25 protein-coding genes are annotated in these 25415 nt (G+C 35.4%); 4 read left to right on the forward strand and 21 right to left on the reverse strand.

The window, feature by feature from the left end; all coding sequences use genetic code 11:
• Positions 1-18: 18 nt before the first annotated feature.
• Genes CALHY_RS07845 through CALHY_RS07870 form a run of 6 tightly spaced genes read right to left on the reverse strand, consistent with a single transcriptional unit; the run spans position 19 to position 4101 of the window.
• The gene (locus CALHY_RS07845; RefSeq protein WP_013403431.1) at positions 19-429 is read right to left on the reverse strand and encodes a M67 family metallopeptidase; all 411 of its coding nucleotides are present in this window, start codon (positions 427-429) and stop codon (positions 19-21) included.
• Between the two features lie 49 nt (positions 430-478).
• Positions 479-1291, reverse strand: coding sequence for a HesA/MoeB/ThiF family protein (locus CALHY_RS07850; RefSeq protein ID WP_013403432.1), 813 nt, complete (start codon positions 1289-1291; stop codon positions 479-481).
• Entirely contained in the window at positions 1288-1497 is a 210-nt protein-coding gene (gene thiS, locus CALHY_RS07855) for a sulfur carrier protein ThiS (RefSeq protein ID WP_011917159.1), read from the reverse strand. Before thiS ends, CALHY_RS07850 begins: the two co-directional genes overlap by 4 nt.
• Positions 1498-1523: 26 nt before the next feature.
• Positions 1524-2285: an ABC transporter permease gene (locus tag CALHY_RS07860; RefSeq protein ID WP_013403433.1), complete on the reverse strand. Its 762-nt coding sequence runs from the start codon at positions 2283-2285 to the stop codon at positions 1524-1526.
• Entirely contained in the window at positions 2230-3069 is an 840-nt protein-coding gene (locus CALHY_RS07865) for an ABC transporter ATP-binding protein (protein ID WP_013403434.1), read from the reverse strand. Before CALHY_RS07865 ends, CALHY_RS07860 begins: the two co-directional genes overlap by 56 nt.
• A gap of 3 nt (positions 3070-3072) precedes the next feature.
• Positions 3073-4101: an aliphatic sulfonate ABC transporter substrate-binding protein gene (locus tag CALHY_RS07870; protein WP_013403435.1), complete on the reverse strand. Its 1029-nt coding sequence runs from the start codon at positions 4099-4101 to the stop codon at positions 3073-3075.
• A 339-nt stretch (positions 4102-4440) separates the two neighbouring features.
• On the opposite strand from CALHY_RS07870, the gene CALHY_RS07875 reads away from it, so the two are divergent.
• A complete protein-coding gene (locus tag CALHY_RS07875; RefSeq protein ID WP_013403436.1) occupies positions 4441-5280 on the forward strand; it encodes a 5'-methylthioadenosine/S-adenosylhomocysteine nucleosidase family protein in 840 nt (279 codons plus the stop codon).
• Positions 5249-6259, forward strand: coding sequence for an SPL family radical SAM protein (locus tag CALHY_RS07880; protein WP_013403437.1), 1011 nt, complete (start codon positions 5249-5251; stop codon positions 6257-6259). Before CALHY_RS07875 ends, CALHY_RS07880 begins: the two co-directional genes overlap by 32 nt.
• 41 nt (positions 6260-6300) lie before the next feature.
• On the opposite strand, the gene purE is transcribed toward CALHY_RS07880, so the two are convergent.
• The 7 genes from purE to CALHY_RS07915 all read right to left on the reverse strand — a co-directional run bounded on the left by purE (position 6301) and on the right by CALHY_RS07915 (position 13600).
• Positions 6301-6828, reverse strand: a complete 528-nt coding sequence (purE, locus tag CALHY_RS07885; protein WP_013403438.1) for a 5-(carboxyamino)imidazole ribonucleotide mutase — start codon at positions 6826-6828, stop codon at positions 6301-6303.
• A gap of 5 nt (positions 6829-6833) precedes the next feature.
• Positions 6834-8045 (reverse strand): 5-(carboxyamino)imidazole ribonucleotide synthase, encoded by a 1212-nt coding sequence (locus CALHY_RS07890; protein WP_013403439.1) that lies wholly within the window; start codon positions 8043-8045, stop codon positions 6834-6836.
• A 48-nt stretch (positions 8046-8093) separates the two neighbouring features.
• On the reverse strand, positions 8094-9962 hold the full coding sequence (locus CALHY_RS07895; protein ID WP_013403440.1) for a DUF4914 family protein: 1869 nt from the start codon (positions 9960-9962) through the stop codon (positions 8094-8096).
• A gap of 32 nt (positions 9963-9994) precedes the next feature.
• On the reverse strand, positions 9995-10420 hold the full coding sequence (locus CALHY_RS07900; RefSeq protein WP_013403441.1) for a hypothetical protein: 426 nt from the start codon (positions 10418-10420) through the stop codon (positions 9995-9997).
• A gap of 143 nt (positions 10421-10563) precedes the next feature.
• Positions 10564-10926, reverse strand: coding sequence for a DUF2294 domain-containing protein (locus CALHY_RS07905; RefSeq protein ID WP_013403442.1), 363 nt, complete (start codon positions 10924-10926; stop codon positions 10564-10566).
• Positions 10927-11172: 246 nt separating this feature from the next.
• A complete protein-coding gene (gene hcp, locus CALHY_RS07910) occupies positions 11173-12822 on the reverse strand; it encodes a hydroxylamine reductase (protein ID WP_013403443.1) in 1650 nt (549 codons plus the stop codon).
• 49 nt (positions 12823-12871) lie between these two features.
• The gene (locus tag CALHY_RS07915) at positions 12872-13600 is read right to left on the reverse strand and encodes an ATP-binding protein (protein WP_013403444.1); all 729 of its coding nucleotides are present in this window, start codon (positions 13598-13600) and stop codon (positions 12872-12874) included.
• A gap of 110 nt (positions 13601-13710) precedes the next feature.
• Here CALHY_RS07915 and CALHY_RS07920 point away from each other — a divergent pair, with 110 nt between their 5' ends.
• Positions 13711-14391 carry a Crp/Fnr family transcriptional regulator gene (locus CALHY_RS07920; RefSeq protein WP_013403445.1) on the forward strand — a complete coding sequence of 227 codons (681 nt, stop codon included), beginning with the start codon at positions 13711-13713 and terminating at the stop codon, positions 14389-14391.
• 39 nt (positions 14392-14430) lie between these two features.
• Here CALHY_RS07920 and ftsY read toward each other — a convergent pair whose 3' ends face one another.
• The 3 genes from ftsY to CALHY_RS07935 all read right to left on the reverse strand — a co-directional run bounded on the left by ftsY (position 14431) and on the right by CALHY_RS07935 (position 19910).
• On the reverse strand, positions 14431-15336 hold the full coding sequence (gene ftsY, locus CALHY_RS07925) for a signal recognition particle-docking protein FtsY (protein WP_013403446.1): 906 nt from the start codon (positions 15334-15336) through the stop codon (positions 14431-14433).
• Between the two features lie 6 nt (positions 15337-15342).
• Positions 15343-18876: a chromosome segregation protein SMC gene (gene smc, locus CALHY_RS07930; RefSeq protein WP_013403447.1), complete on the reverse strand. Its 3534-nt coding sequence runs from the start codon at positions 18874-18876 to the stop codon at positions 15343-15345.
• Positions 18877-19058: 182 nt separating this feature from the next.
• On the reverse strand, positions 19059-19910 hold the full coding sequence (locus CALHY_RS07935) for a MetQ/NlpA family ABC transporter substrate-binding protein (RefSeq protein WP_013403448.1): 852 nt from the start codon (positions 19908-19910) through the stop codon (positions 19059-19061).
• 168 nt (positions 19911-20078) lie between these two features.
• On the opposite strand from CALHY_RS07935, the gene CALHY_RS07940 reads away from it, so the two are divergent.
• Positions 20079-21509: an ISNCY-like element ISCahy1 family transposase gene (locus CALHY_RS07940; protein WP_013402019.1), complete on the forward strand. Its 1431-nt coding sequence runs from the start codon at positions 20079-20081 to the stop codon at positions 21507-21509.
• Between the two features lie 280 nt (positions 21510-21789).
• Here the strand turns inward: CALHY_RS07940 and CALHY_RS07945 are convergent, their stop codons facing one another.
• The 5 genes from CALHY_RS07945 to CALHY_RS07960 all read right to left on the reverse strand — a co-directional run bounded on the left by CALHY_RS07945 (position 21790) and on the right by CALHY_RS07960 (position 25332).
• Positions 21790-22443, reverse strand: a complete 654-nt coding sequence (locus tag CALHY_RS07945; RefSeq protein WP_013403449.1) for a methionine ABC transporter permease — start codon at positions 22441-22443, stop codon at positions 21790-21792.
• Positions 22436-23467, reverse strand: a complete 1032-nt coding sequence (locus tag CALHY_RS07950; protein ID WP_013403450.1) for a methionine ABC transporter ATP-binding protein — start codon at positions 23465-23467, stop codon at positions 22436-22438. The genes CALHY_RS07945 and CALHY_RS07950 overlap by 8 nt, the downstream gene beginning before the upstream one ends.
• A gap of 66 nt (positions 23468-23533) precedes the next feature.
• Positions 23534-23665 (reverse strand): hypothetical protein, encoded by a 132-nt coding sequence (locus CALHY_RS14035; RefSeq protein ID WP_013403451.1) that lies wholly within the window; start codon positions 23663-23665, stop codon positions 23534-23536.
• Positions 23666-23864: 199 nt separating this feature from the next.
• Positions 23865-24800 (reverse strand): cysteine synthase A, encoded by a 936-nt coding sequence (gene cysK / locus CALHY_RS07955; protein ID WP_013403452.1) that lies wholly within the window; start codon positions 24798-24800, stop codon positions 23865-23867.
• Between the two features lie 271 nt (positions 24801-25071).
• The gene (locus CALHY_RS07960) at positions 25072-25332 is read right to left on the reverse strand and encodes a stage V sporulation protein S (protein WP_013290656.1); all 261 of its coding nucleotides are present in this window, start codon (positions 25330-25332) and stop codon (positions 25072-25074) included.
• Positions 25333-25415 lie beyond the last annotated feature (83 nt).

Here is a 25415-nt window from a genome sequence, read left to right on the forward strand (position 1 = left end):
GAAATACCCCCTGCTTTTTCAAATGATTTGTATCTCTTCTTCTTCCACATAGCTTTCATATATCCTAAATGACTTCAAAACAGGATTTTTTTCGTCCATGAGTGATAATATAAGATAGCTCAAATCCCTGTCAAAAGCGAGTCTCTTGTCCTCTTCAGATGGCCTTGAAGGTGATGTTGGATGGCTATGAAAATTGCCAAGTAATACCCACCCATTTTTTCTCATATCTTTCACTGCTGCAAACTGTTCAAGTGGGTCCATTGAAAAATGTTCTGGACTTTGGTCTACATTGGTAAGCAAGTAAACTTTTTTGACAATTCTTTTTTCATCTTCAATAACTCCACCCAGAAGTCCGCACGCCTCTATAGGCAAGCTATTTAAACAATGAGTTAAAATTTCTTCATATAATGTTTTTGGTAATATTATCAATTTTTTTCGTCCCTCCTGTTTTTCAACGTCTGCTTTAACAACTTTTTCTTTAGCTTTTTAAATCACACTGAGGCTGTTCATAGTCAATTAACTCTTTTATTGTTGGATTTGGCCCGCATACCTCACAGCTTTCTCTCTTGTTTATCTTTACTTTTCTAAATTCCATCTTCAAAGCGTTGTAAATTAAGATATATCCTGTTAGCAGGTCACCAATTCCAAGCAAATATTTAATTGCTTCTGTTGCCTGGATTGTGCCAATTATACCACCCATCACACCTAAAACTCCTGCCTGTCTGCAAGTTGGAACTGCATCAGGTGGTGGTGGGTTTTGAAAGATACATCTAAAGCACGGCCCTTTCTCTGGCACATAAGTCATGGTTTGCCCATCAAATCTTATGATACCTGCATGGGAAAATGGCTTTTTTAGCATTACACAGGCATCGTTTATCAAAAATTTAGCTGGAAAGTTGTCTGTGCCGTCGATTATAAAATCATAATCTCTATCCTTAATGATGTCTATTATGTTCCTTGAATTTACCATTTCACGATAAGTTACTACTTCCACATCAGGATTCATTTGGTTTATCTTTTCCTTTGCAGAAAACACCTTTGGCTTGCCTACATCAGGTGTAAAGTGTATTATTTGTCTTTGAAGATTGGAAAGCTCAACTGCGTCAAAATCGACAAGCCCGATTGTTCCAACACCGGCAGCTGCCAAAAACATTGCAGCAGGGGAACCAAGTCCCCCAGTCCCAATGATCAAAACCTTAGATTCCAAAAGTTTTTGCTGTCCTTTTGCACCAACCTCGTTCAGGATGATATGTCTTGAGTATCTTTCAAGTTGGGTATCTGTTAACTTCATAATAGTCCCCCTCCCATGAAATATAAAAACTCAACCTCATCGCCATCTTTTACTGTAACCTTATCATATTCACTTCTGGGGATAATTTGACCGTTGAGCTGCACTGTTACGTATTCTTTCATTGAGACATTTAAAGCATCTAACATCTCAAAGATTGTCATCTCTCTTTCAATTTGTACTTCATTACCATTTGCCTTAATTTTCATTCTTTTCTACCTCCCTCATGAATTTTTCATATATTTTTAAGGCCCCATCTAATTCTTATCTGATTTTCTAAAGGGCCAAATATTGCCTTTTCTACCACAAGCCCGAAAATAATTGTTACTATCATCACGCTAATGACCTGACTCATATCTGCAAGGTCTCTCCCAACCATGAGCACTTGTCCCAAACCTTTCGTAGCAAAAAGCATCTCACCTGCCATCAATGCTCTGAATGCAAATGACCAGCCTTGCTTCATGCCTGAAATAACGTATGGAAGGCTTGCAGGGATTATTACATTTAAGTAAAGTCTTAATCCTGTTGCACCCATAGTCTTTGCTGCTTTTATATAAAGTGGATTGACATTTTTAATACCTGACTCAACTGCAAGTGTAATAGAAAAAATAGAACCTATTGCAGTTACAAATATAATGGCTTTTTCTGAAAGACCATACCATAATATAGCAAACGGTAACCAGCATACACTTGGCAGTGTTTGAAAACCAAGAATAAGAGGTCTTAAATTCTTATCTAAAAATTCAGACTTTACAATTGCAAGTCCGACAACAACTCCTATAACAACAGCAATCAAATACCCTATAAGCATTCTCCTGACTGTTGCTATCATTGCCACAGTTAAAGTATTGTCGCTTAAAAGTCTCACAAATGTCTCTATCACTGAGATAGGAGATGGAAAAACATAAGGTTTCCATATCTTAAAAAGCTCAACAAAAATCCTATAGACCAATTCCCAAGCTACTATCAGAGCTATATAAAACAGTGTCCTTTTCAAAACTCCAATCGCTATCGTATTCTGCTTTTGCAATCTTTTCCACCTCATCTTTTAACTCTTTCATAATAGCAGATATCATATAGACTATGTCAGGATTATCAATAAGTCGCGGCCTTGCAAGTCTTATTTCAAAAACCTTTTTGATTTTTCCCGGGTTTGAAGACATAACCACAACTTTATCTGCTAAAAGCACTGCTTCTTCTATGTTATGTGTTACAAATATAATTGTCTTTTTAGTCTCCCACCAAATTCGTTGAAGTTCAAGCAATAAGATATTTTTTGTCTGACTATCCAGTGCTGCAAAAGGCTCATCCATCAGCATTACTTCAGAATCAAGCGTCAATGCTCTTGCTAAGGCAACCCTCTGTTTCATTCCGCCTGATAATTGGTGAACATAAGCGTCTTTAAACTTTGTTAAGTGAACCATCTTTAGGTATTTGAGTGCTTTTTCATATCTTTCTTTTTTGGGGACACCGCGTAATTTCATACCAAACTCAACATTGTCAATGACTTTTAGCCATGGAAATAAAGCAGACTCTTGGAACATTACAATCCTATCTGGTCCGGGTGACAAAATCTCTTTACCGTTTAAAAAAACCTTCCCCTCAGAGGGTTTTTCAAGACCTGCTATTATATTCAAAAGTGTAGATTTGCCACACCCAGAGGGACCAAGAATGCATATAAATTCCCCTTTTTGTATTTCTAAATTTATTTTTTCTAACACAGTTATTTCTTTGTTTTTTGATAAAAATTTTTTGCTTACATTTTCAACCGCTAACGCCAATTTTTAATACACCTCTTTGTTCTTAATTCTATCTAAAATTTCTGTGTTTACTAACTCTTCTATATTTGGCTTTTCTCTTAAATATCCCAACTCAAAATATGACTCAATTGCTTTTTCTAAGGATTCTCTTTGTATTTCGCTTGAAAGTTTGATATTTTTGAAGGAGTCTTTTAGGATGTCTGCCGGCAGCGGCTTAGAAGTTATCTCAGAAATTTGGTTATTTATTATTTCATATGATTTTTCAGGATTTTTTTCAATAAAGTCTGTTACCTCAAGATGCGCTATGAGAAATTTTTCTACAATATCAGAATGCTCTTTTAAAAACTTTGTGGTAGTAATAATTACTGTTGTAGGAATATCTATGTATCGCCTTATTTGACTACTGTCAAGTACAACATTGCTATTTACTTCTTTTTTCAACCTTGTTCCCCAAGGCTCAGGAACCAGTGCAGCATCTATCTGATTTCTATCAAGCAAAGTTTTAATATCTGGATTTTCAGCCTGAATAATTTCAACATTTCCACCTTTAGTAGTATCTTTAAGTCCAGCTTTACTTAGTAATAACCTTAACACAATATCCTGAGTATTCCCATATTGAGGAACTGCAATTTTCTTACCTTTTAAGTCATCTAAACTCTTTATATTCAAATTGCGTCTTGAAACCAGCATCATTCCTCCATTTGTAGCTCCTGCAATAATCTTTATTTCTCCATTTGTCTTTGCAAATCCGTTAATAGCAGGTATAGGTCCAATATAACCTATGTCAACCTCATCTGCTAAAAACGCTTCTATCTCAGCCGGACCTGCATTGAAAACCTTATATTCAACTTTTACATCCTTGCCTATTCTCTTTTGGAAAATACCAAGCTCTTTCCCTACCAATGCTTGGGCATGAGTTATGTTAGGGAAAAATGCAATTCTTACCTTCATTTTTTTATCTTCTTTTCTTGCATAGCATCCTGAAAGGAGAAATAACAACACAACTGGCAATATTAATAAAGCAACCATTTTATAATATCTTTTTATTTTCATTAATGTTCCTCCCTAACATTAACTATTTATATCGAAATACTTCACATTAGGGTTATTTTTTACCTCTGCTCAAAAAGCTAAGAGCAGAGGCGAATTTTTAACTTTAAACTTATAAATTTCTATCTGTATACTTGGTTATTAAAATTATAATACATGGTAATTTTTATGTCAATAGTTTTTTTAATGTTTTTGAAGACCTCAAACTGCAATATCAATTTTTCTATTGTTCTTCTTTAAACTTCACTTCGTGTTCACATCTCTTCTTCTTTGTGGTATTGTATTATTTAAAATAGGTTTTAAATTTTTGAACTATGACAGCAATAAAGGAGAGAGCCTTCAATGATATACCTCATCACTGCCTTTTATTCTGAAGCCAAGGCTTTGATAGATCACTTCGGACTCAAGAAATTATACGAACCATCAAAATTTCAAATTTTTTCTGGCGATGAAATTCTTCTTATAGTGAGCGGAGAGGGAATTTTACAAGCTGCAATAGCAACCACATTTGCTTTGACAAAGTTTGGAGCAAGTGATAGATGTATAGCCTTGAATATTGGTATTTGTGGTGCAAAGGAAAAAAAACTTTCAAAAGGTGATGTGCTTTTGTGTAACAAGATAATAAACCATCACTCAAAAAAGACATTTTACCCCGATATTCTGATAACTCACCAAATGAAAGAAGCCTCACTTGAGAGTTTTTTGCATCCTGTAAAAAAAGATACCTTCTTTGGTGAGATTGAAGGGGATATAGTTGATATGGAAGGAGCAGGATTTTTTGAAGCAGCCTCAAGCTTTTTAGCCCCTCACAATGTTCAATGCATTAAAATTGTTTATGATTTTTTGGCATATGAGAAGATAGAACCGCAAGAAGTTACAATTCTTGTAAAACAATGTATGCCTTTTATAGAAAATTTTATAAATACTCTTGTTGATTTAAATCTTAAATTTTGTACCAATATTTTCGAAGAAGAAAAGCTAAGACAAATTATCGAAAAGCTTAAAAGCAGTCTGCGTCTTACTGCTTCTATAACATTTCAACTTGAGAAATTGTTAAAGAGCTATATAATAAGGCATGAAAATCTGCCAGAGGAAATCTCAGAATTTTTCAATGTAAATGTAAACTCAAAAAAGGAGGGCAAGCAATACTTTGAAAAACTCAAAAAACTCCTTATTAGCTAAACATTTTTCTCATATATACATTGAGAAAGAGATTATTTCCCATCCGATTACAAAAATAATTTTAGATAAATTCCCTAACTCTGTTCTAGTAGAAATAGATAACTACAAAGAAGTTTTCTCAAGACCAAGACAAAATTATAAACTTCAAGAGATTAGTAAAAAACTAATACTTGCTAAAAAGAAGGGTGAATTTCTATACCCTGGTCCTCCCCTGTGCCATGATTTTGGATACAATCATTTTTATTATACCAGTCTCATTTTTAATTGCATCTTCAGCTGTGACTATTGTTTCTTGAAAGGAATGTACCCTTCTGCTAATATAGTAATATTTGTTAATATAGAAGACTATTTTGAAGAGATTGACTCGGTTTTAAAAAGACATCCCCTGTACCTATCAGTGTCTTATGACACTGACATTATGGCATTAGAAAAAATTGTACCCTTTTTCAGCATGTTTATTGAATATGCAACTTCAAGAAAAGATTTAACAATTGAAATCAGGACAAAGACTGCAGACTATGAAGTTCTGCAAAGTCTAAAACCATCTGAGAACGTAATTTTAGCATGGACCTTATCACCCCAAGAAATTATAGAAAAGTTTGAGCATAAAACCCCAAGTTTGTCTGCAAGGCTTGATGCAATCAAAAAGGCTATAGAAAACGAGTGGAAAGTAAGACTTTGTTTTGACCCTCTTCTGTTTACTAAAAATTGGGATGAGATATATTTAAAATTTCTGAATCAGGTCTTTGAAGAAGTAGAGCCTTCTAAAATTGTAGATATTTCTGTTGGTGTATTCAGAATTCCAAAGGATTATCTCAAGAGAATGAAAAGGGTCTTTATCAATGAAATTACTCTTTTTCCTTATGAAGAAGACCAAAATGTGTGCACTTATCCTTATGATTTAAAAAAAGAAATGATGGATGTTTTTCTCTCAAACCTTAGAAAATTTGTCCACCAGTCAAAAATTTTTGTGATATAAAAAAAGGCACTATAATAGGTGCCTTTATTGCAAAAGTTTCTTTATCCATTTTGCTTCCTCCCAAGATACTCTTCATACCCAATATTTTCTAAGTTCTTGGCTTTTTCTTCTACCTCTTTTTTCATTTTCTCTTTATACTCAATTATCTTTTGCCTAATCTGAGGATATTTTATACTCAGGATTTGAGCTGCTAAAATTCCGGCATTTTTAGCATTATTAATTGCAACAGTGGCAACAGGCACTCCTGCTGGCATCTGCACAATTGACATAAGAGAATCCAGACCATTTAAAGAAGATGTTTTTACTGGAACACCAATGACCGGTAAAGATGAAATTGAAGCAACCATGCCAGGAAGGTGCGCAGCACCGCCAGCCCCAGCAATAATTACTTCTATACCTCGTAATTCTGCCTCTTTTGCATATTTGAACATCCTCTCAGGAGTTCTGTGAGCAGAAACAATTGTAATCTCATACTCTATTCCAAAATTTTCTAGAACTTTTGCTGCCTCTTTCATAACAGGAAGGTCAGAATCGCTCCCCATAATAATTCCAACAAGTGGTTTTTTCATTAAATTTACACCTCCGCTTTAATTTTGAGCACTTCTTTAACTCTCTTTGCTTTTTCAATTGCTACTTCTAAATTTTCATCAAGTATTGTCACATGCCCCATTTTTCTAAAAGGTGCTGTCATCTTCTTACCGTAGAAATGAAACGAAACTCCTTCTATAGACAAACTTTCTGCCAAGCCCTCTATCTTTGGTCTTCCTTTATAATCTTTTTCGCCCAAGAGGTTTATCATGACAGCCGGTGAAAGTTGCTTTGTGGAGCCGAGTGGCAAGTCACAGATTGCTCTTATATGCTGTTCGAACTGACTTGTCACGCATGCTTCTATTGTATAATGTCCAGAGTTATGTGGTCTTGGAGCAACTTCATTTATCAAAATTTCGTCATCCTTTGTCAAAAACAACTCAACTCCAAACACACCAACACCATCCAGCGCTTCAACCACTTTGATTGCTACTTCTCTTGCTCTTTGTGCTATCTTTTCGTCAATCCTTGCCGGTGCAACTAAAAAATCAAGAATGTTTGCTGACTGCTCAAAAACCATCTCAACAACAGGATAGCTTTTCACATCTCCTCTTTTGTTCCTGGCAACCATCACTGCCAATTCCTTTTTTATGTCAACTAACTCTTCTACAAAAGATTCTGTCTCAAGTACTTTATTTAAATCCTCTTTGTCATTTATTACAACAACTCCTCTTCCATCATAGCCGCCTTTTGAAGCCTTTTGGACACACGGGAAACCAAACTTCTCAAAAAAAGATACATCCAAATGAGTTACCTTTTCAAACCTTGGTACGGGAAGGTTTGCACTTTTGAACATTTGCTTTTGTTTGTATTTGTCTTGAATGACTTCCAAACAATAAGGCGATGGGTAAATGTGGTATCCCTTATCATAAAGATCTTTTAACACTGCTGTGTTGATATGTTCTATCTCATAAGTGGTGATATCGCTTTTTTCAACAAGTTCTTTTAACTTTTCAGGGTTGTAAAAATCACTTACAATCAGCTCATCAGAAACCGAAGCTGCAGGACACTCAGGGCTGGGATCTAAAGAGATGACATAAAAGCCCATCTGTTTTGCCTTTTGCGCAAGCATCTTACCCAGCTGTCCGCCACCAATAATTCCAATTTTCTTTATGGGAAAACTAAAAGTGCTGCGATGCATTTTGCTTTTCATCTCTCCTTTCCAAATATAGTTTACCACAAACTCTTCAAAAAACAATAAATGACCTCCCCACAAAATATTCTTTGCAGGGAGGCATTGTTTTGTCTATTTTATCAAAGATACATAGTCATCCAGGCTTCCATCATCCAAGCAGCATTCTATAATTTTTCTTCCAAGGGGATGTAAATCCAATGTTTTGAATTTTATAATCTCTTTCTTGAAAAATTCTGTCAAAATCTTTGCACCCTCCATATAGCCTTCTTCTCCAACCTCTTGCTGAAGGTCAACCTGGAGTAAAAACTTTGGTATATAAGTTCCTTCAACTTTCATGTATTCAAGTGCCCATCCCAAAAGCGGCAGCTTTGCAGGCTTTAGCTGGTCAGGTCTTAATTTTACATTTCCTCTTTTTGCTAAATACTCTCTTGTTATCCATTGCGGCATAAAACCAACCTTGTATGCACCTATGTGCTGGTTTGGAATGAGAATATACTGAGTTTTTGTAAACTGCAAAATCTGTTCAAGCAAAAGATTTGCTTGCTTTACCATAAGTCCTGTTGCAAATGGCCAGTAAGAACCAACTCCTTCAGAACTCAATGCTTCTGCCTGTGTTATGCTTGGATTTGCATGGCCGCGGGGGCTAACAAGCCTCCACAGCCATGCCAATGCAGGTGGTAAAAGGTGAAACATCCCTATAATACCGTAAGTCGGCTTTTGTTTAGTGCAAGGTGGTGTTCTCACTCCAAAGCTTCGTATGTCAACCTCAACAGGTTCATCCACAATGTTCGGAATAAACCTGCGAGGCAAAATAACCCTTGGATTAGGGCAAGGTTTTCCTGGCTCATCCATTGTGTGTTCCCATATAAGACAGGTTGAACCAGGCACACCTTCTAAGTTCAAGAATATTAACGGCTCCGGTGGATGAATGCAAAGCCTTTCAAGCTGTGGGTCTGTACCGTAATGTGGAATATTATCAAGTCTTACAAACCAACCTTGTTCTGCGTCTTTTACAACCATTTTTGAACCCTTTTGAAGGCTGGGATGAACAAGTGCTATATCGTCTGTCACGGGATGTATCTCGCAAGATTCTTTTATCTCAAGGTAAATTCTTTCTTTGGTTATAATATTTTCTCCAAGCAAAACTCTATTGTCTTTTTCTCTATGCATCTGCTGGCACATTTCACTCTTTCCGCCACCACTTGCTCCCTCGTGCATGATTGTTATCACGTTGTCATATGGTGTAACAATCCTGACTGTTGAAGCATGAGCTGCAACCCAGCCTTCCATTTCACCGATGTTCAAAAGCACACCATATACTCCCTTTTTAGCACTTGGTCCTGGGTACAAGTTATATGAAAATATTTCATGGACGCCATTTAACCTATTGTGCACAACCACTTGTTTTCCGTTAAAATGTGTATGTCTAAAAGGTGGAGCTACATATATCACTGCTTTTGGTTCAAAAACATCAATCTTTTCAAATTCGGTTTTTGGAATAAACCCCTGGATATCAGCAAGCGCAAATCCAAAAAATGCAGCATTGAGCGGAGCTATGACCAAAGCAGGATATCCATGTTCCTTTCCTCCAGCATAGAAACCGTATACTACCAATTCTTGTTTTTTCAGCCATTCAAATGTTTCTTTCCTCACTGTTTCAAAATTGTCTCCATAAATGTCTTTATATCGTTGTTTGTCAGTTTCACCATCATCACCAATAATTAAGCTATCTGGGTCTCTTCTTCTCATGTACACATCCGGATAATTTACAACAATACCATTTTTACATCTTGTAACTATCGCCTCAACTACTTCACCCTTACCTTCTACCTCATATTTCACCTCAAACACCATATTATCTTTTCCACCAAGGGATAAATCTATAAAATCAAGTCTCTTTTCTGGCATAATTATTCCCTTGCAGCTGCTTAAAATTTCATACACTTCATCTTTTACCTTTAAGTTTAGAAGCTTGATCATCGCAATATATACCTCCTATCAAGAAGAATTTTTCAATTACTCTCAATAAACTCAATCTTCTCAATCAAAAGTTTTAGAAGATATCTGTAGTTTTCAATTACTTCTTTGGTTTGCCTGAAATACTCTCCATTTTCTTTGAAAAATTCCACAACATAATACTCCAAACATTGCACAACAATTTTAAAGTCTTTGAGAAAATTTCTATCTTTCCTCATATAAAAGTTAAGGGTTTTGGTGTTGAGTCGAAATACATCCAACAAAACAAGTGGCAAGGCCCACAGGTCAATGTAACTTCCATCCCAAAAATATTTATAAAAGAAGCCTGTTAAAAAAGGATTTGTCTCACAGTATTCTTTAAAAAATTTCTCTATGAGTATAAAAAATGTTTTTCTTGTAAACAACTTTGACGCTAAGTCCTGAGTCTTGTGGAGGTTTGCTTCATAAATTTCAGCAAACAATACAAATACCTCCTTAATTTGTATTTATCACCTTTGCAGGGCATCAAAAAAGGCCAATATTTGCAAAGCCTTTTTTGCCCTGCAAATATTGGCCTACCTTGCAACTGGCCAATTTATTGGCCCTTTGCTTGGTCTGCCAAATTTTACTGACTTAATTTTTTTTCTAAGTTTTCATTTAGGGTTATTACAATTACTTTTTCACCATTTACTGTGTTCACATCTGAGTAAATGCCCGCAATATCAACATCAATTACCTGTTTTATTAAGTTTGCCAAATCATCTTTTGCATTCTCAAACAAAGTTGCTCTCACCTTTTTGATAAGTTCAATGCCTTCCTTAGTTTGTGCAAGCTTTTTTTCTGTAGGACTTAAAAAACCAATTAGTCTTACCACAATAATATCCTCTGTAATTATAGTTTTGATCTGCTTTGGCCCTCTGCCCATGTATTCTATTTCGAACTTGCTTACTGCCTCACTAATCTTTGCTTCAATCTGCCCTTTTGTCATTTTGTCAGTCAATAACCTTCCCTGTTTAACTTAAGTCTTGTTTTTAGTATAACAAAATGAAATTTAGATGTCAATATATTTCAATTAATTTTTCCTGTATGCTGCTAACCCCTTGATTATTCTTAATTTTAAAATTTCAGCTTTGTATAAATTGCAAGTTTAATTTTCCCATTATGCACCTTCAAATAATAAAAAGGCAGGGCTGTGTTTTTTTCTCACACAGCCCTGCCTTTTATTCTATTTCGCTTATTTTTTTGACAAAATTTCGTTCAAATCATTCTCTGGGTTTGAAATAGGTTTTATATTGAATCTCTCAACAAGTACCTGCAGAATATTTGGTGAAACAAACGCTGGGAGCGATGGCCCTAAGTAGATGTTTTTAATACCAAGGGACAACAGTGTCAAAAGTATCGCTACTGCTTTTTGTTCAAACCACGAAAGGACAAGTGTAAGCGGCAATTCATTTACATCAACTCCAAAAGCCTTTGCAAGTTCAATTGCAATGATGATTGCAGAATATGCATCGTTGCACTGGCCAACATCTAAAAGTCTTGGAAATTCAGCAACCATCCCAAAGTCTTTCTTATTGAATCTGTACTTTCCACATGCAAGCGTCAAAATAAGCGTGTCTTTTGGAGTTTTTTCAGCAAACTCTGTATAGTAGTTTCTACCTGGCTTTGCACCATCGCATCCACCAATTAAGAAGAAATGCTTGATCTGACCACTTTTTACAGCCTCAATTATCTTGTTTGCAACACCAAGCACAGTATTGTGAGCAAATCCAACAAGGATTTTCTTTTCTTCTTCGTCTTCCTGCCAACCACCAAGTTCTAATGCCTTTTGAATAATTGGTGTGAAATCCTTTTTGCCATTTACTTCTTCAATGTGTGCAACACTATCAAACCCAACAACACCCGTTGTAAATATTCTGTCTTTGTAACTGTCGCGTGGTTTTTGCAGACAGTTTGTGGTCATCAAGATACAACCTGGAATACCGTCAAATTCCTTCTGCTGGTCTTGCCATGCACCACCATAATTACCAACAAGATGTTTGTACTTCTTTAGCTCTGGATAACCATGCGCAGGAAGCATCTCACCGTGTGTATAAATATTTATTCCTTTTCCTTCTGTTTGCTCTAAAAGCTCTTTTAAGTCTTTCAAATCATGCCCAGAGACAATTATAAATGGTCCTTTTTTCTTGGAAATCAAAACTTCTGTTGGCCGTGGATGACCAAAAGTCTCAGTGTGAGCTTTGTCCAAAATTTCCATACATCTAAAATTCTTCTTTCCAAGTTCCATACAAAGGTTGTAAAGCTCATCTGTTGACAAGTTGCTGTCCAGCGTTTTTGCAAGCGCCGTAAAGAAGAAATTGTTCACATCATCATCCTTGTAGCCAAGCCTATATGCATGATGAGCATATGCAGCCATTCCTTTTAACCCATAAATAAGAAGCTCTCTTAAAGACCTGATATCCTCATCAATGTCATCTGCCAGAATTCCAACCTTTTTCCCATCTGCTATCATCTTTTCAACATCTTCTGGTGGTCGATAGTAAACAGCAGCCGGTAGATTATCTAAGTTTGAAACTTGATTTTTTAGATTTTCTTTCACGCTGTCTGCTTCAAGAATATACCTTACGAATCTTTTCTCATCAAAATTTACATTTGTAAGGGTAGAAAATAGAGCATCCATCATGAATTTGGTTGTACCTTCGTCAATCTTTTTCCCTTCAGCTAAAATTTTGCTACCCAAGTACGCAATACCTTTTAACTGATATAAGAGAAGATCCTGAAGTGTAGCAACTCTGCTGTCTTTCCCACAAACACCTACCTTTGTGCAGCCTTTCCCACCTGCTGTCTGCTCGCATTGGAAACAAAACATATCAGTTTGAATCATCACAAAATAGCACCTCCTAAAATATTATCAATTTCTATTTACCCCAAAATTATTCTTTTATACCACCATCGGTGGTAATTGTTACCTCTTGATACGGCAAAATCTTCTGTGCCTGAAGCATGGCCTTTTTAACTATGCTTGCAATACCATTGCAACAAGGAACTTCCATCTTGACAACTGTGATGCTCTTTATGTTATGACTTTGAATAATTTCTAAGATTTTTTCATAGTAGTATTCAATATTGTCAAGCTTTGGACATCCTATTATTGTCACTTTTCCTTTCATAAAATCTCTGTGGAAAGACGCATATGCATAGGCAACACAGTCAGCAGCAATGAGTATATGCGCGTTATCAAAAAACTTTGCATAAGGATTAACAAGATTTAGCTGCACCGGCCAGTTAACAAGTTCAGATAACTCTTCTTTGCTCTCTTGTACTCTTTGATTCTTCTCTTCTTGAGCTTCGAGCTTGCTACTTCTTTCAATTACTCTCTCCTGAGAACCAGGACACATACATGAAAACTGCTCACGCTGTTTTTTCTGATTGAGTCTTTCTTCCACAGCCTTTTCATTGAATGGTTTTGCTTCTGCTTCAATTATCTCAATTGCCCCTGTTGGACAAACAGGTAAGCAATTCCCAAGTCCGTCACAGTATTCTTCACTGACAAGTTTTGCCTTGCCATTTACAAGCTCAATTGCTCCTTCAACACAAGCATTCACACACAGTCCGCACCCATTGCACTTTTCCTCGTTGATCTTCACAATCTTTCTTATCATTTTCAACCATCCCTCTCTGTTTACTTGCAATTATATTTTATATGGTTTAGAATATATTTGCGGTAACATATGTTACAGCTTTATATCCATTTTAAAGAAGGTGAAAACCGATGCATCTTGAAAGGGTACGTCAAAGTAAGCTGTTTAAGATGATGGATCAAAGCGAAATAAAAGAGATATTGGATACCTTTCATATTCTTAAAAAGGATTTTGAAAAAGACCAGGTGATTGTACTTGAAGGTGACGAATGCAGCTTTATAGGACTTATACTCAGCGGAATGGTTGAAGTGAAGAAAAGCTCTGTCTCAGGCAAAGAATATACTATAACTACATTGTCACAAGGCGATACGTTTGGTGAAGCTGTCATATTTTCTTCGGCAAACACTTTTCCTGCGACAATTGTTTCAAAAACCAAAACAGAAGTTATATTCATTCCAAAGCATGCTATAATTGAGATGTGCAAAAAGAACGAAAAGTTTTTATATAACTTTTTAAATCTTCTTTCAGATAGAATCCTTCTTTTGAATGCAAAACTTAAAGAAAATACTCTTTCTACTTTGAGGCAAAAAATTTGTAATTTTTTAATTGAAGAGTACAAAAAACAGAAAACTACAAAATTAAAACTCAATTTTACAAAGCAAGAGCTTGCTAAAATTTTTAATGTGCAAAGGCCTTCACTTTCAAGAGAGCTTATAAAAATGAAAGAAGAAGGACTAATTGATTTTTGGGGAAAAGAAATTTGGGTCAAAGATCTGGAAAAAATAGAGGAGTGTATGTACGAAGATGCATAAAAGGCTGGAGCTATTCCTCCCCAGCCTTGTTGACTTTTATTAGCTTTCAAAAAGAGCATCCACAAATTCTTTTGCATTAAATTGCTGAAGATCATCTATCTTTTCTCCCACACCTACAAACTTTACCGGAATCTTGAGTTCATCACAGATGGAAATTACGATACCACCTTTTGCCGTACCATCAAGCTTTGTAAGTACAATTCCAGAAATATTGACTGCCTGGTTAAACTCTTTTGCTTGTACTAAAGCATTTTGACCGGTTGTTGCATCAATTACAAGCAAAGTCTCTTTTGCAGCTTCTGGCATTTGCTGATTTATCACCCGGTCAATCTTTTTGAGCTCCTCAATCAAATTTTTCTTAGTATGAAGTCTTCCAGCCGTGTCTACTATCAAAACATCAGCCTTTCTTGCCCTCATCGCCTGGATACCATCGAACACAACTGCTGCCGGGTCAGCACCTTCCACATGTTTTATAATGTCACACCCAACCCTTTTTGCCCAAATCTCAAGCTGTTCTGCAGCTGCTGCTCTAAATGTGTCTGCTGCCGCAATTAAAACCTTTTTACCATTTGATTTCAAAAGTTTTGCAATTTTACCTATGGATGTTGTCTTACCCACACCGTTTACGCCAACCATCAGGATTATAAGGGGATACCTTTCACTTAATTTGTTTTCAAGATTAATAATGTTCAGCATCTCCTCTTTTAAAAGTTCTTTTACAACTTGAGGATCAAGAATTCTTTCTTTTTTAACCCTCTCTTTGAGATTTTCTATTATTTTTTGAGATGTTTTAACACCAACGTCTGAGAGTACCAAAATCTCTTCAAGTTCTTCAAAGAGATCATCATCTACCTGCTTGAATGATTTTAATAAACTCTCCACCTTCTCAGTAAAATTCTTTTTAGTCTTTGAAAGACCTTCTTTAAGTCTATCAAAAAATCCCATCTTCTATCATCCTTTCTGTATTTTTTCAATGTTTAGCGATAAAACTTTTGAAACACCGCGTTCTTCCATTGTAACACCATAGAGAACGTCTGCAATCTCCATTGTGGGTTTCCTATGGGTAACGATAATGATTTGGCTCTGGTTATTTAAATTCTTTATATACTGGGCAAACCTTTGAACATTTGCCTCATCCAAGCTGGAATCTATCTCGTCTAATATGCACAAAAGAGAACCTTTAAACGTCAAAAAGGCAAACAAAAGTGCAATTGCTACTAAAGCCTTTTCTCCACCCGAAAGAAGATTTATATTCTGAAGCTTTTTGCCTGGAGGCTTAACATCAATATCTACACCAAGCTCTCCATCCTGACCTATGAGCTTCAAATCACAACTTCCTCCGCCAAAAAGTTCAATGAATATCTCTGAAAACAAACTCTTTATTTTTTCAAAGTTTTCTAAAAATATCTCTTTCATATTTTTTCCAAGATGACTAATAAGTCTTTTTAACTCATCTGTTGTCTTTTGCAAATCTTCAATCTGTTTTTGCAAAAATTGCATTCTTTCCTGTAGCCTCTTCTCCTGATCGATTGAATATAACTTTACTTCCCCCAGTTCAGAAAGCGCCGCTGTGCACCTTTCAAGCTCATCTTCCTTCTCTTTTGACCAAAAAACTTCTCTATTTGAAGTATTGATTTCTTCATTAAATGTTTCAAAATATTTTTCTTTTATATTCTTCATATAGTTTTCAAGATCATGCTTTTCAAGAGCAATTTGCCCAAGTTTTTTTTCTATCTCCTGAATTTTATTTGAAGCTTCATTTAACCTTTTTTGCTCAGAATTGTATCGGTCAGAAAGTTCAGAGTAATCTTTCTCAAGCTGCTGCAAATTATTTTTAAACTCTTCTGCTTTCTGTTTTTTCTCCTCTATCTCTTTAGAAGTTTGAAGAATTTGACCCTCAAGCTCTCTTATATTCTCTTCACATTTTACCTTCTCATTGGACCTGTACATTTTTTGATTCTCTATCTCAACCATGTTATAACTTTTACTTTCAAGCTTGTGTTTTAATATAGAAATCTCTGCTTCAATCTTATTCTTTTCTTCTATCGCTTTTGTGAACTTACCATCCAAAAAATTATAATCTTCTTTTAGTTTACTCAAAGCAGTTTTAAGATTTGAAATCTCTTTCTCCAATCCCTCTTTTGATTTTTTGAGATTTTCTAGGTTTTCCTGTGAAGACTTTATGTCGCATTCAAGTGTTATGAGTTGCTGACCTATCAAATTCTTTTCGTTTTCTAAAGCATCTTTGTTTTGGGCAAGCTGTTTTATTTTGTAGTCATACATCTCAATTTCTCTTTCAAGCTCACTCATTTTCGACAATAAATCATTTAAGTTTTCTTCCGCTTCTTGCTTCGCAGTTTTCAGATCATACAATACTTTACTACTTTCTATAATCAATTTATCCATTTCCTCAAGCTTGGATGAAAGGTTTTTAACATCAAGTTCCAGCTCTTCTTTCTCCACTTTCCTTTCCAGAAGAGAAAAATCAGCTTTCTTCTCACCACCAACAAAAACCCCACCGGGAGAAATTAGCTCTCCCGAAAGTGTAACACACCTTGCCTTATATCCTACCTTTCTTTGATACTCTATAGCTCTGTCGATAGTATCAAAAACTAAGGTCCGACCAAGCAAAAATTCTGCTACCTTTCTCAATTCATCATTTATATCAACAAACTCATCTGCAAATCCTAAAAAACCATCTGCGTTAATATCTTCTTTTTGACTTAAAACCGAAACGGTATCAACAGGAATAATTGTGACCTTGCCAATTTTCTCATTCTTTGCTATCTCTATTATCCTTTTTGCATCATCTTCATTTTTCACAACAAGGTGTTGCAAAGAACTGCTCAGTGCTGTTTCAATAGCCTTTAGATATTCTCTTTTGACAGATATCAAACTTCCCACCGTTCCATACAGGCAAATGGGAAGATTTTTTACTCGTTTGAAAATTTCCTTGATTGTTTTGCTGTATCCTTCATAGCTCTCTTCCATCATTTTCAAAACACTTAATTTTTCCTGCTTTTTTATCAGCTGTTTTGAAAGATCTTCCACTAAATTTCTGATGTTGGCAAGATGACCCTCTTTTTCTGATACCTGCTGGTTTAAATCTTCAAGTAAAATAACAAGCTTTTTCTTTTCATTATCTAATTCCACAAGTTTTGATTTTTTTGTATCTTGTGCAACGGTCAGTTTTTCAAGTTCACTTAAAATAGCATTTGTCTGCTCAATTACTTTTTCTTTTCTATTTTCTAAAGTACCTGATAAATGCAAAATTCCATTTAATTTTTGGTTAAACTTTTCTATCTGGGATATGCATTCAATTAACTCTGCTTCTTTCTTTTGGATTTCTGCTTCTACTTTTGTAATGCTCTCTTTTGAATCTGTAATCTGTTTTTGTAACTTCGCATGAGCCTCTAAAATGCTTCTATGCTCTTCTTCTTTTTCAGAAAGACTCTTTTGTAATTCTTCTATGCTCTTTTTTAAATCCTCTTTTTGCTCCTCAAGCTGTAAAATTTGCTTTGACAAATCGTCCTTAAGTTGCTGTTCGCTTTCAAGCTGCTTTTTTAAAAACTTTAGGCGAGTAGTAGCCTCTGTAAGTTCACTTTTTATTTCATCATAAGATAGTCTTGTTTTCTCTACCTCCTGGGTCAGCAGGTCCATTTGCAATTTGTTCTGATTTATACTTTCTTTAAGTTCTCTTCTCAAGTGTATTAACTTTTCAAGTTCCTCATTTAATTGCTTCTCCTTTATGAGAAAATCATGATATCTTCTGCCTGTCAAGTTATACTCATAAACATACTTTTCTTTTTTCAAACTTTGGAGTTTTTGATTTATTTGAAGATATGTCTTTGCCTTTTGCACATCAGGCTTAATTTCCTCCAGCTGTGTTCTCAGTTCAAACATTACATCCTGAAGTCTTTGAATGTTCTCCTCTGTTGCTTTAAGTTTTCTCTCTGTCTCTTCTTTTCTGTACTTATACTTTGTAATCCCACACGCTTCTTCAAAAATCCTATACCTTTCTACAGGCCTTGCATTTATTATCTCATCAACTCTACCTTGGGATATAATAGAATATCCGTCTTTTCCAAGGCCAGAGTCAAGAAAAAGCTCATATACATCTTTCAATCTGCAAGGAATTTTGTTTATAAAAAACTCACTCTCACCGCTTCTAAAAAGCCTTCTTGTTATCACCACTTCTTGATAATCGATGGGAAGAACCCCACTTGAGTTATCAAAACATATAGAAACCTCAGCAAAACCCTGAGATTTTCTCTTCTCTGTGCCGGCAAAAATAAGGTCTTCTTGTTTTGCTGCACGCAAAATTTTTAAACTCTGCTCTCCCAAAGCCCACCTTATTGCATCTGTAATATTACTTTTTCCACATCCATTAGGTCCCACAATAGCTGTAATTCCTTTTTGAAATTCAATCCTTGTTTTTTCACAAAAAGATTTAAAACCATAGATTTCAAGCCATTTTATGTACATCTTTAGCTCTTCCCCCATAAAGATTAAAACAACAATTATTTTAGCAAAAATATTGGGACAATTCTATATTACTGTTCAAAAGACAAGTATTTTAGAGATAAAGTAAAAAGGCAGGATTTAAAATCCTGCCCATATAACTTGTAATTTTTTGCATTTGTAATAACACTTACTAAATTATCTTTCTAAAAAGCAGGTATAACTGCACCTTTATACTTCTTATTAATGAATTTCTTTACTTCTGGAGAGTTCAGCGCTTTGGCCAACTCTTTTAGTTCAGGTCTGAATTCATCACCTTTGCGAACTGCTAATACATTAACATATGGAGAATTAGCATTTTCAATAAACAACGCGTCTTTTGTTGGAACAAGTTTTGCCTCTAAAGCATAATTAGTGTTTATAACTGCTGCATCAACATCCGGTAACACTCTTGGTAAAGTTGCAGCTTCAAGTTCAATGATTTTTATTTTTTTAGGATTTTTGATAATGTCACTTACCTTAGCTTTAATGCCAACATTCGGTTTTAGCTTTATTAACCCAGCTGATTGTAAAAGCAGCAAAGCTCTACCACCATTTGTAGCATCGTTTGGTATAGCAATTGTAGCCCCTTGTTTTAATTGGTTAAGTTTTTTAACTTTTTGGGAATATATTCCCATTGGCTCAATATGCACCTTAGCAATATACGTCAAATTAAGACGATGTTCTTTTGAAAAATCCTCGAGATAAGGAATGTGTTGAAAGAAATTTGCGTCCAGCTCTTTTTCCGCTAATTTAAGGTTGGGTTGAACGTAATCTGTAAATTCTACAATATTCAAGTTAATTCCTTTTTTCTCAAGAATAGGTTTTACAACATTTAAAATCTCTGCGTGAGGCACGGGTGTTGCACCAACTTTTATGGTTATTTTTTTCTTTACAGTAGTTTGTGTCTGTTTAGCAGAGGTATTTGCCTTCTTTGCGCCGTATCCAACAAGTGAAACTATTAAAAGTCCAAATATTAATAATGTAATCAAAATTCTTTTCCTAATAAATCTTTTCATAATTAAACCCCTCCTTCTACAATAAATTTTAATAGCCTTTTGCAAAAACGCTCAAGATGAGCGTTATCAAGCTTTACATAGAATCAAAAAAGACTGGTCACCCTCCTCATAATTGTAGTAAAATATGATTATATAAAACAAATTTTCTACTATGAGGAGGGTTCCAAAATGTTCAACACCAAACCTAAACAACTTTCTTTCATAGACCTATTCTCCCACCTAAAGGCTTCGGCTCTCTACAAGCCTGAAAGCCTCTTGGGCTTGTTCAATAAATTCATTGACTTGTCACATTATATACCTTCTTCTTTCTACAATGCCTACTACAAATATTTCGGTAAGCATAGATACTTCTCTTTAGAATCTATGCTTTGTTGCTTCCTCGTCCAAAAATTGCTCAAACTCAATACTTTAACTCAGCTTCGTGCTGTCTTACTCAACTCATTCGAACTTCGCTCATTTTGTAATCTTCATGGCAATGTCCCTTCTATCTCTACTCTCTCTCGCTTTAGAAAAATATTTGCAAGTGAAATCCATAAACTTTTTCAAAATATCTCTATCCATGCACATAATATTTCCATCCAACAATGCCCTCAAGATTCTTCAATCTTAATCTTCGACACAACAGGTATTGTCCCAAAGGTTCGTGAAAACAATCCTAAATTCATTCATCTACTGCTGAAAAATACCTCAAAAGCTAACCCTGAACTTCCCTCTGAAAAAGTCTACTCTCTCGTTTATTCTTCTTTGCCTAAAACTGCTAACGCTAATTCTAACATCCGTCTTATGTTTGTAAATGGCCATTTCTGCTGGGCTTTAAAATTTGCAGTCATTACCAACGCTCTCGGTATCCCTTTAGCTTTAGTACCTCTGTTTAACTATGATTCCCCTTCCTCTGACCCACAAGAAGCAAAAGCTATCTCCGACTCTAAAGGTTTAATTCCTTCGCTCGAAACTTTATTCTCTTATATCCCCAAAAATTTCTCCACTTTCATCGCCGACAGTGCTTTGGATTCCCACAACATATACTCCACTTTAAAAAATACCTTTAACTTCTCCAAAATCGTTATTCCACTAAATACAAGAGCTTCTAAAAATACTACACCTACATCAGACCCCAATATCGTTATTTCTGAAGATGGTATCCCTATCTGCAAAAAGTTCAACAAACCTTTTAAACCCGAAGGCAAATGTCAGGGTAAAAATCGCTCTTTGCGCCTTAAATGGACTTGCCCTATGTCACAATACAAAGATGGCAAACGCATCTGCTCTTGCCCTCAGCCTTGTACTACCTCTAAATCGGGTAGAATGTTCTATACATACCCAGATAACTTTCGCTCTTTCCCAGGTATCAACAGAAATTCACAAGAGTTTTTTGACCTCTACAAAAAACGTGTCGCTGTAGAGCAGACTATTTACCACCTGAAATCCTACATGGGCTCTGATACTATCTCTACTTATGACCATATTTCTATTTTCTCTGATTTCTTGCTATCTGCCATTACTTTCTCGCTCTTGTTTATTCTCGCTCACAATATCAAACTCTATTGCTCTAAATTGACTATCAAAAAACTTAACAAGCTCAAAAAACTTATCGCTTAATACTACTATTTTTTAAATCTATTTCTTACAAAAAATTTCTGGTTTTGTTTTTACTTAACCTTCTAAAACAAGGAGTTAAGAAGGCTTAAGATATTATTGTCTTTTTTGAAGTTGTTAATTTTTGTCATATGTTTGTTGCTGATTATTTTTGTTGGTATTGATAATATTTGGTTTTCACTTCTCTTTTCTTTTTGTATCTTGATTGTATTTCATGTTAGTATTGGTGCCTTTTACCTTCAATCACCACCTATTTTGCAAACGCCTACAATAAATTTTAATGTTACCTATTTTTTGATAGCCGTCGAACAAAAAAATCTCCTATAAGCTGCGTCAACTGCACCATAGCAATCAAAATTGCTACAGTCCAAAGCATTATGTCAATCATAAACCGCTGATACCCATACCTGACAGCCAAATCTCCTAATCCACCTCCACCTATAACACCTGCCATAGCAGAATATCCAACCAGATTTATGGCAGTTATGGTGATTCCTGAGACAATTGATGGCAGTGCCTCAGGAATCAGTACTTTAGTTATAATTTGAAAGGGTGAAGCTCCCATAGCCTGAGCCGCTTCTATAACGCCATGGTCTACCTCTCTCAAAGCTGTTTCTGTAATTCTACCCATAAAAGGAATAGCTGCAATTGACAAAGGCACAATTGCTGCAGTAGTTCCAATTGATGTTCCAACTATTAGTCGGGTAAAAGGCATAAGTACTATCAAAAGAATCACAAATGGTATTGAACGAAAGATATTGACAATGGTACTCAATATCTTATTTAAAATATCATTTTGAAGTATTTGCCCCTTGTCAGTCACCATAAGGAACACACCAAGTGGTATTCCCAGCACTGTTGCTATAAGTGTTGAAATAACCACCATGTATATAGTTTGCCATGTAGAAACTAATAACAGCTGCAAAGTTTCAGACATTATCTATCACCTCCACCTCAAGCCCCAACTCTTGCAGATATCTTAACACTCCTTCTATTTTATTGTTACCTCTCAATTCAACTATAAGAGTACCATAAGGTATGCCCTGGATATGATCAATATTTCCATAGAGTACATTAATATCCACGTCAAATTTTTTTATAACACTTGTCAAAATTGGCTCAGCTGTAACTTCGCCGAAAAAGTTAATCTTGACAATTTTCCATTCTAAATGACCACGGTGGAGGTTTCTTATCTTATCCTTTAACTCCTCTGGAAGTTCAGAAAAAGTCAGAGACCTCAAGAAATTTTGAGCAATTTTTGTCTTTGGATTTGCAAATATTTCTGTAAGCAATCCTTGTTCAACAATTTGACCCTTTTCCATCACTGCCACTTTGTTGCAAATTTGTTTGACAACATTCATCTCGTGCGTTACTACTACAATGGTAATTCCAAACTCTCTGTTAATTTCTTTAAGAAGATTCAAAATAGACAAAGTGGTCTCTGGATCTAACGCTGAGGTTGCCTCATCACACAAGAGTACTTTAGGATTATTAGCCAGTGCCCTGGCTATGCCTACCCGCTGTTTTTGTCCACCGGATAGCTGCGAAGGATAGCTATCTGTTTTATTAGTAAGCCCAACCAGTTCTAAGAGTTCTTTCACTCTATTGTCTATTGTCTTTTTATCCAAACCAGCAATTTCCAAGGGAAATGCTACATTTCCCTTAACGGTCCGGGATGACAGAAGGTTAAAATGCTGAAATATTATACCCACCTTTTTTCGCATTTCTTTCAACTCGGTAGGAGAAAGCTTTGTCATTTCAACCCCATCTATTTCTATTGATCCATGGGTAGGTTTTTCTAACATATTTATACATCGTATAAGTGTACTTTTACCGGCACCACTGGGACCTATAATCCCAAAAATATCTCCTTTTTCTATGTTTAAATTAACATTATCTAATGCCTTGATGTCTATCCCATTTGAATGGTAAATTTTTGTAAGATTTTTGATTCGGATCAACAAAACTCCTCCTCTGAAAACATTTGTCACAGTTTTACTTTAATTTTACAAAACATCTTGCTCTCCCTACAAGTTTCCCTTAAGATCTATTTCTTCAGCAACGCTTTGCATCTCTACAATGGTTTGTTCAATCTCACTTTTTGTGTATCTTTTTAAAAGCTCAAATGCTGACTCTCTGGTTCTTTGAGTTTCACTCATTCTGTTGCACCTCTTTCATTACTAATCCTGCAATTACATCGCTATGCGCCAATAAATTTCGAAGCGCTGTGAATTACTTTATCGATTCCAAGGTTATTAGACTTTTGAAGATTTTGTATTAATATCGACAAATTTGATACATCACTACAACAGTTTGCCACATTCCTATCTATATCTTTTATAAATAGTTTAACTAATATCAAGCATCCTCAAAAAGAGGGGTTGACAGATATCTTTCGCCTGTATCCGGGAGAATAACAACAATATTTTTTCCTTTGTTTTCTGGCCTTTTTGCAATTTGTGTTGCTGCATAAACAGCAGCACCAGATGATATTCCAACAACTAACCCTTCTGTCCTTGCAAGTTTCCTTACTGTCTCAAATGCTTCCTCATTCTTTACCTTATATATCTCATCTATAATAGACATATTTAATACATCAGGTATAAACCCTGCTCCAATACCTTGAATCTTATGCGGACCAGGATTGCCTCCGGATAACACCGGTGAATCATATGGCTCAACTGCAACAACCTTAACATCCGGTTTCCTTGACTTTAAAACTTCTCCTACACCCGTTATTGTTCCACCAGTTCCAACACCTGCAACAAATATATCTACCTGCCCATCCGTGTCTCTCCATATCTCCTCTGCTGTTGTCCTTCTATGAATTTCAGGATTGGCTGGATTTTTGAATTGTTGTGGTATAAATGAATTTGGTATCTGTGCTGCTAATTCCTCTGCTTTTTTTACAGCTCCCTTCATTCCTTCAGCACCCGGAGTTAATACAAGCTCGGCTCCCAAAGCCTTTAAAAGTTTCCTTCTTTCAATACTCATTGTATCTGGCATTGTGAGTATTAACCTGTACCCTTTTGCAGCTGCCACAAAAGCTAATGCAATCCCAGTATTCCCACTCGTTGGTTCAATAATAACAGTGTCTTTATTTATCAACCCCTTTTCCTCAGCATCCTTGATCATTGCGTATCCAATTCTATCCTTTACACTTGATGCTGGATTAAAATATTCTAATTTTGCTATAATTCTTGCTTCTAAATTATTTAACCTGTTATAGTTTGATAGCTCTAATAAAGGTGTATTACCAATGAGATCAGTAAGATTTTTTGCAATCCTTGACATAGTATTACCTCCTATTTTTTACTCCGAGTATTTTTATATAATTACTTGGTTATCTTTATTTTAATACCTTTAAAAATGTTTGTCAATAGATTTTAGAATAAAAATTTCAGTAGTTTATATCTAAATAATCCGAATTCATTTTGAAATATCTTTCTTCAACATAAGAATAGCTCAATAATAATGAAATGTTACTTTTTCAAAAGAGTATAAAACAAATAAAAAAGCAGGTAGTTTTTTCTACCTGCCCTAACTTGTAAAACATTGATTTTCCTTACCTTGCCTGAACAATAAACTTTATTGCAGTTCTTTCTTCACCGTCAATATCGATTTCGGAAAATGCTGGAATTACAATTAAATCAATACCATTTGGCGCTACTTTCCCTCTTGCAATTGCAATAGCCTTGACAGCTTGGTTTACAGCACCTGCTCCAACTGCTTGAAGCTCAGCAACTCTTTTTTCCTTTATAACTGCAGTCAGAGCTCCTGCCACTTTTTGTGGTTTTGATGTTGCAGCAACTTTTAGAACTTCCATCCCTTTTTATACCTCCTGAATATGATGTCGTGACTTTATTTAAACATAAAACCAGTTTTCTACTATATATAATTCTACACCAT

Source organism: Caldicellulosiruptor hydrothermalis 108 (assembly GCF_000166355.1).
GTDB classification, from domain to species: Bacteria; Bacillota; Thermoanaerobacteria; order Caldicellulosiruptorales; family Caldicellulosiruptoraceae; genus Caldicellulosiruptor; species Caldicellulosiruptor hydrothermalis.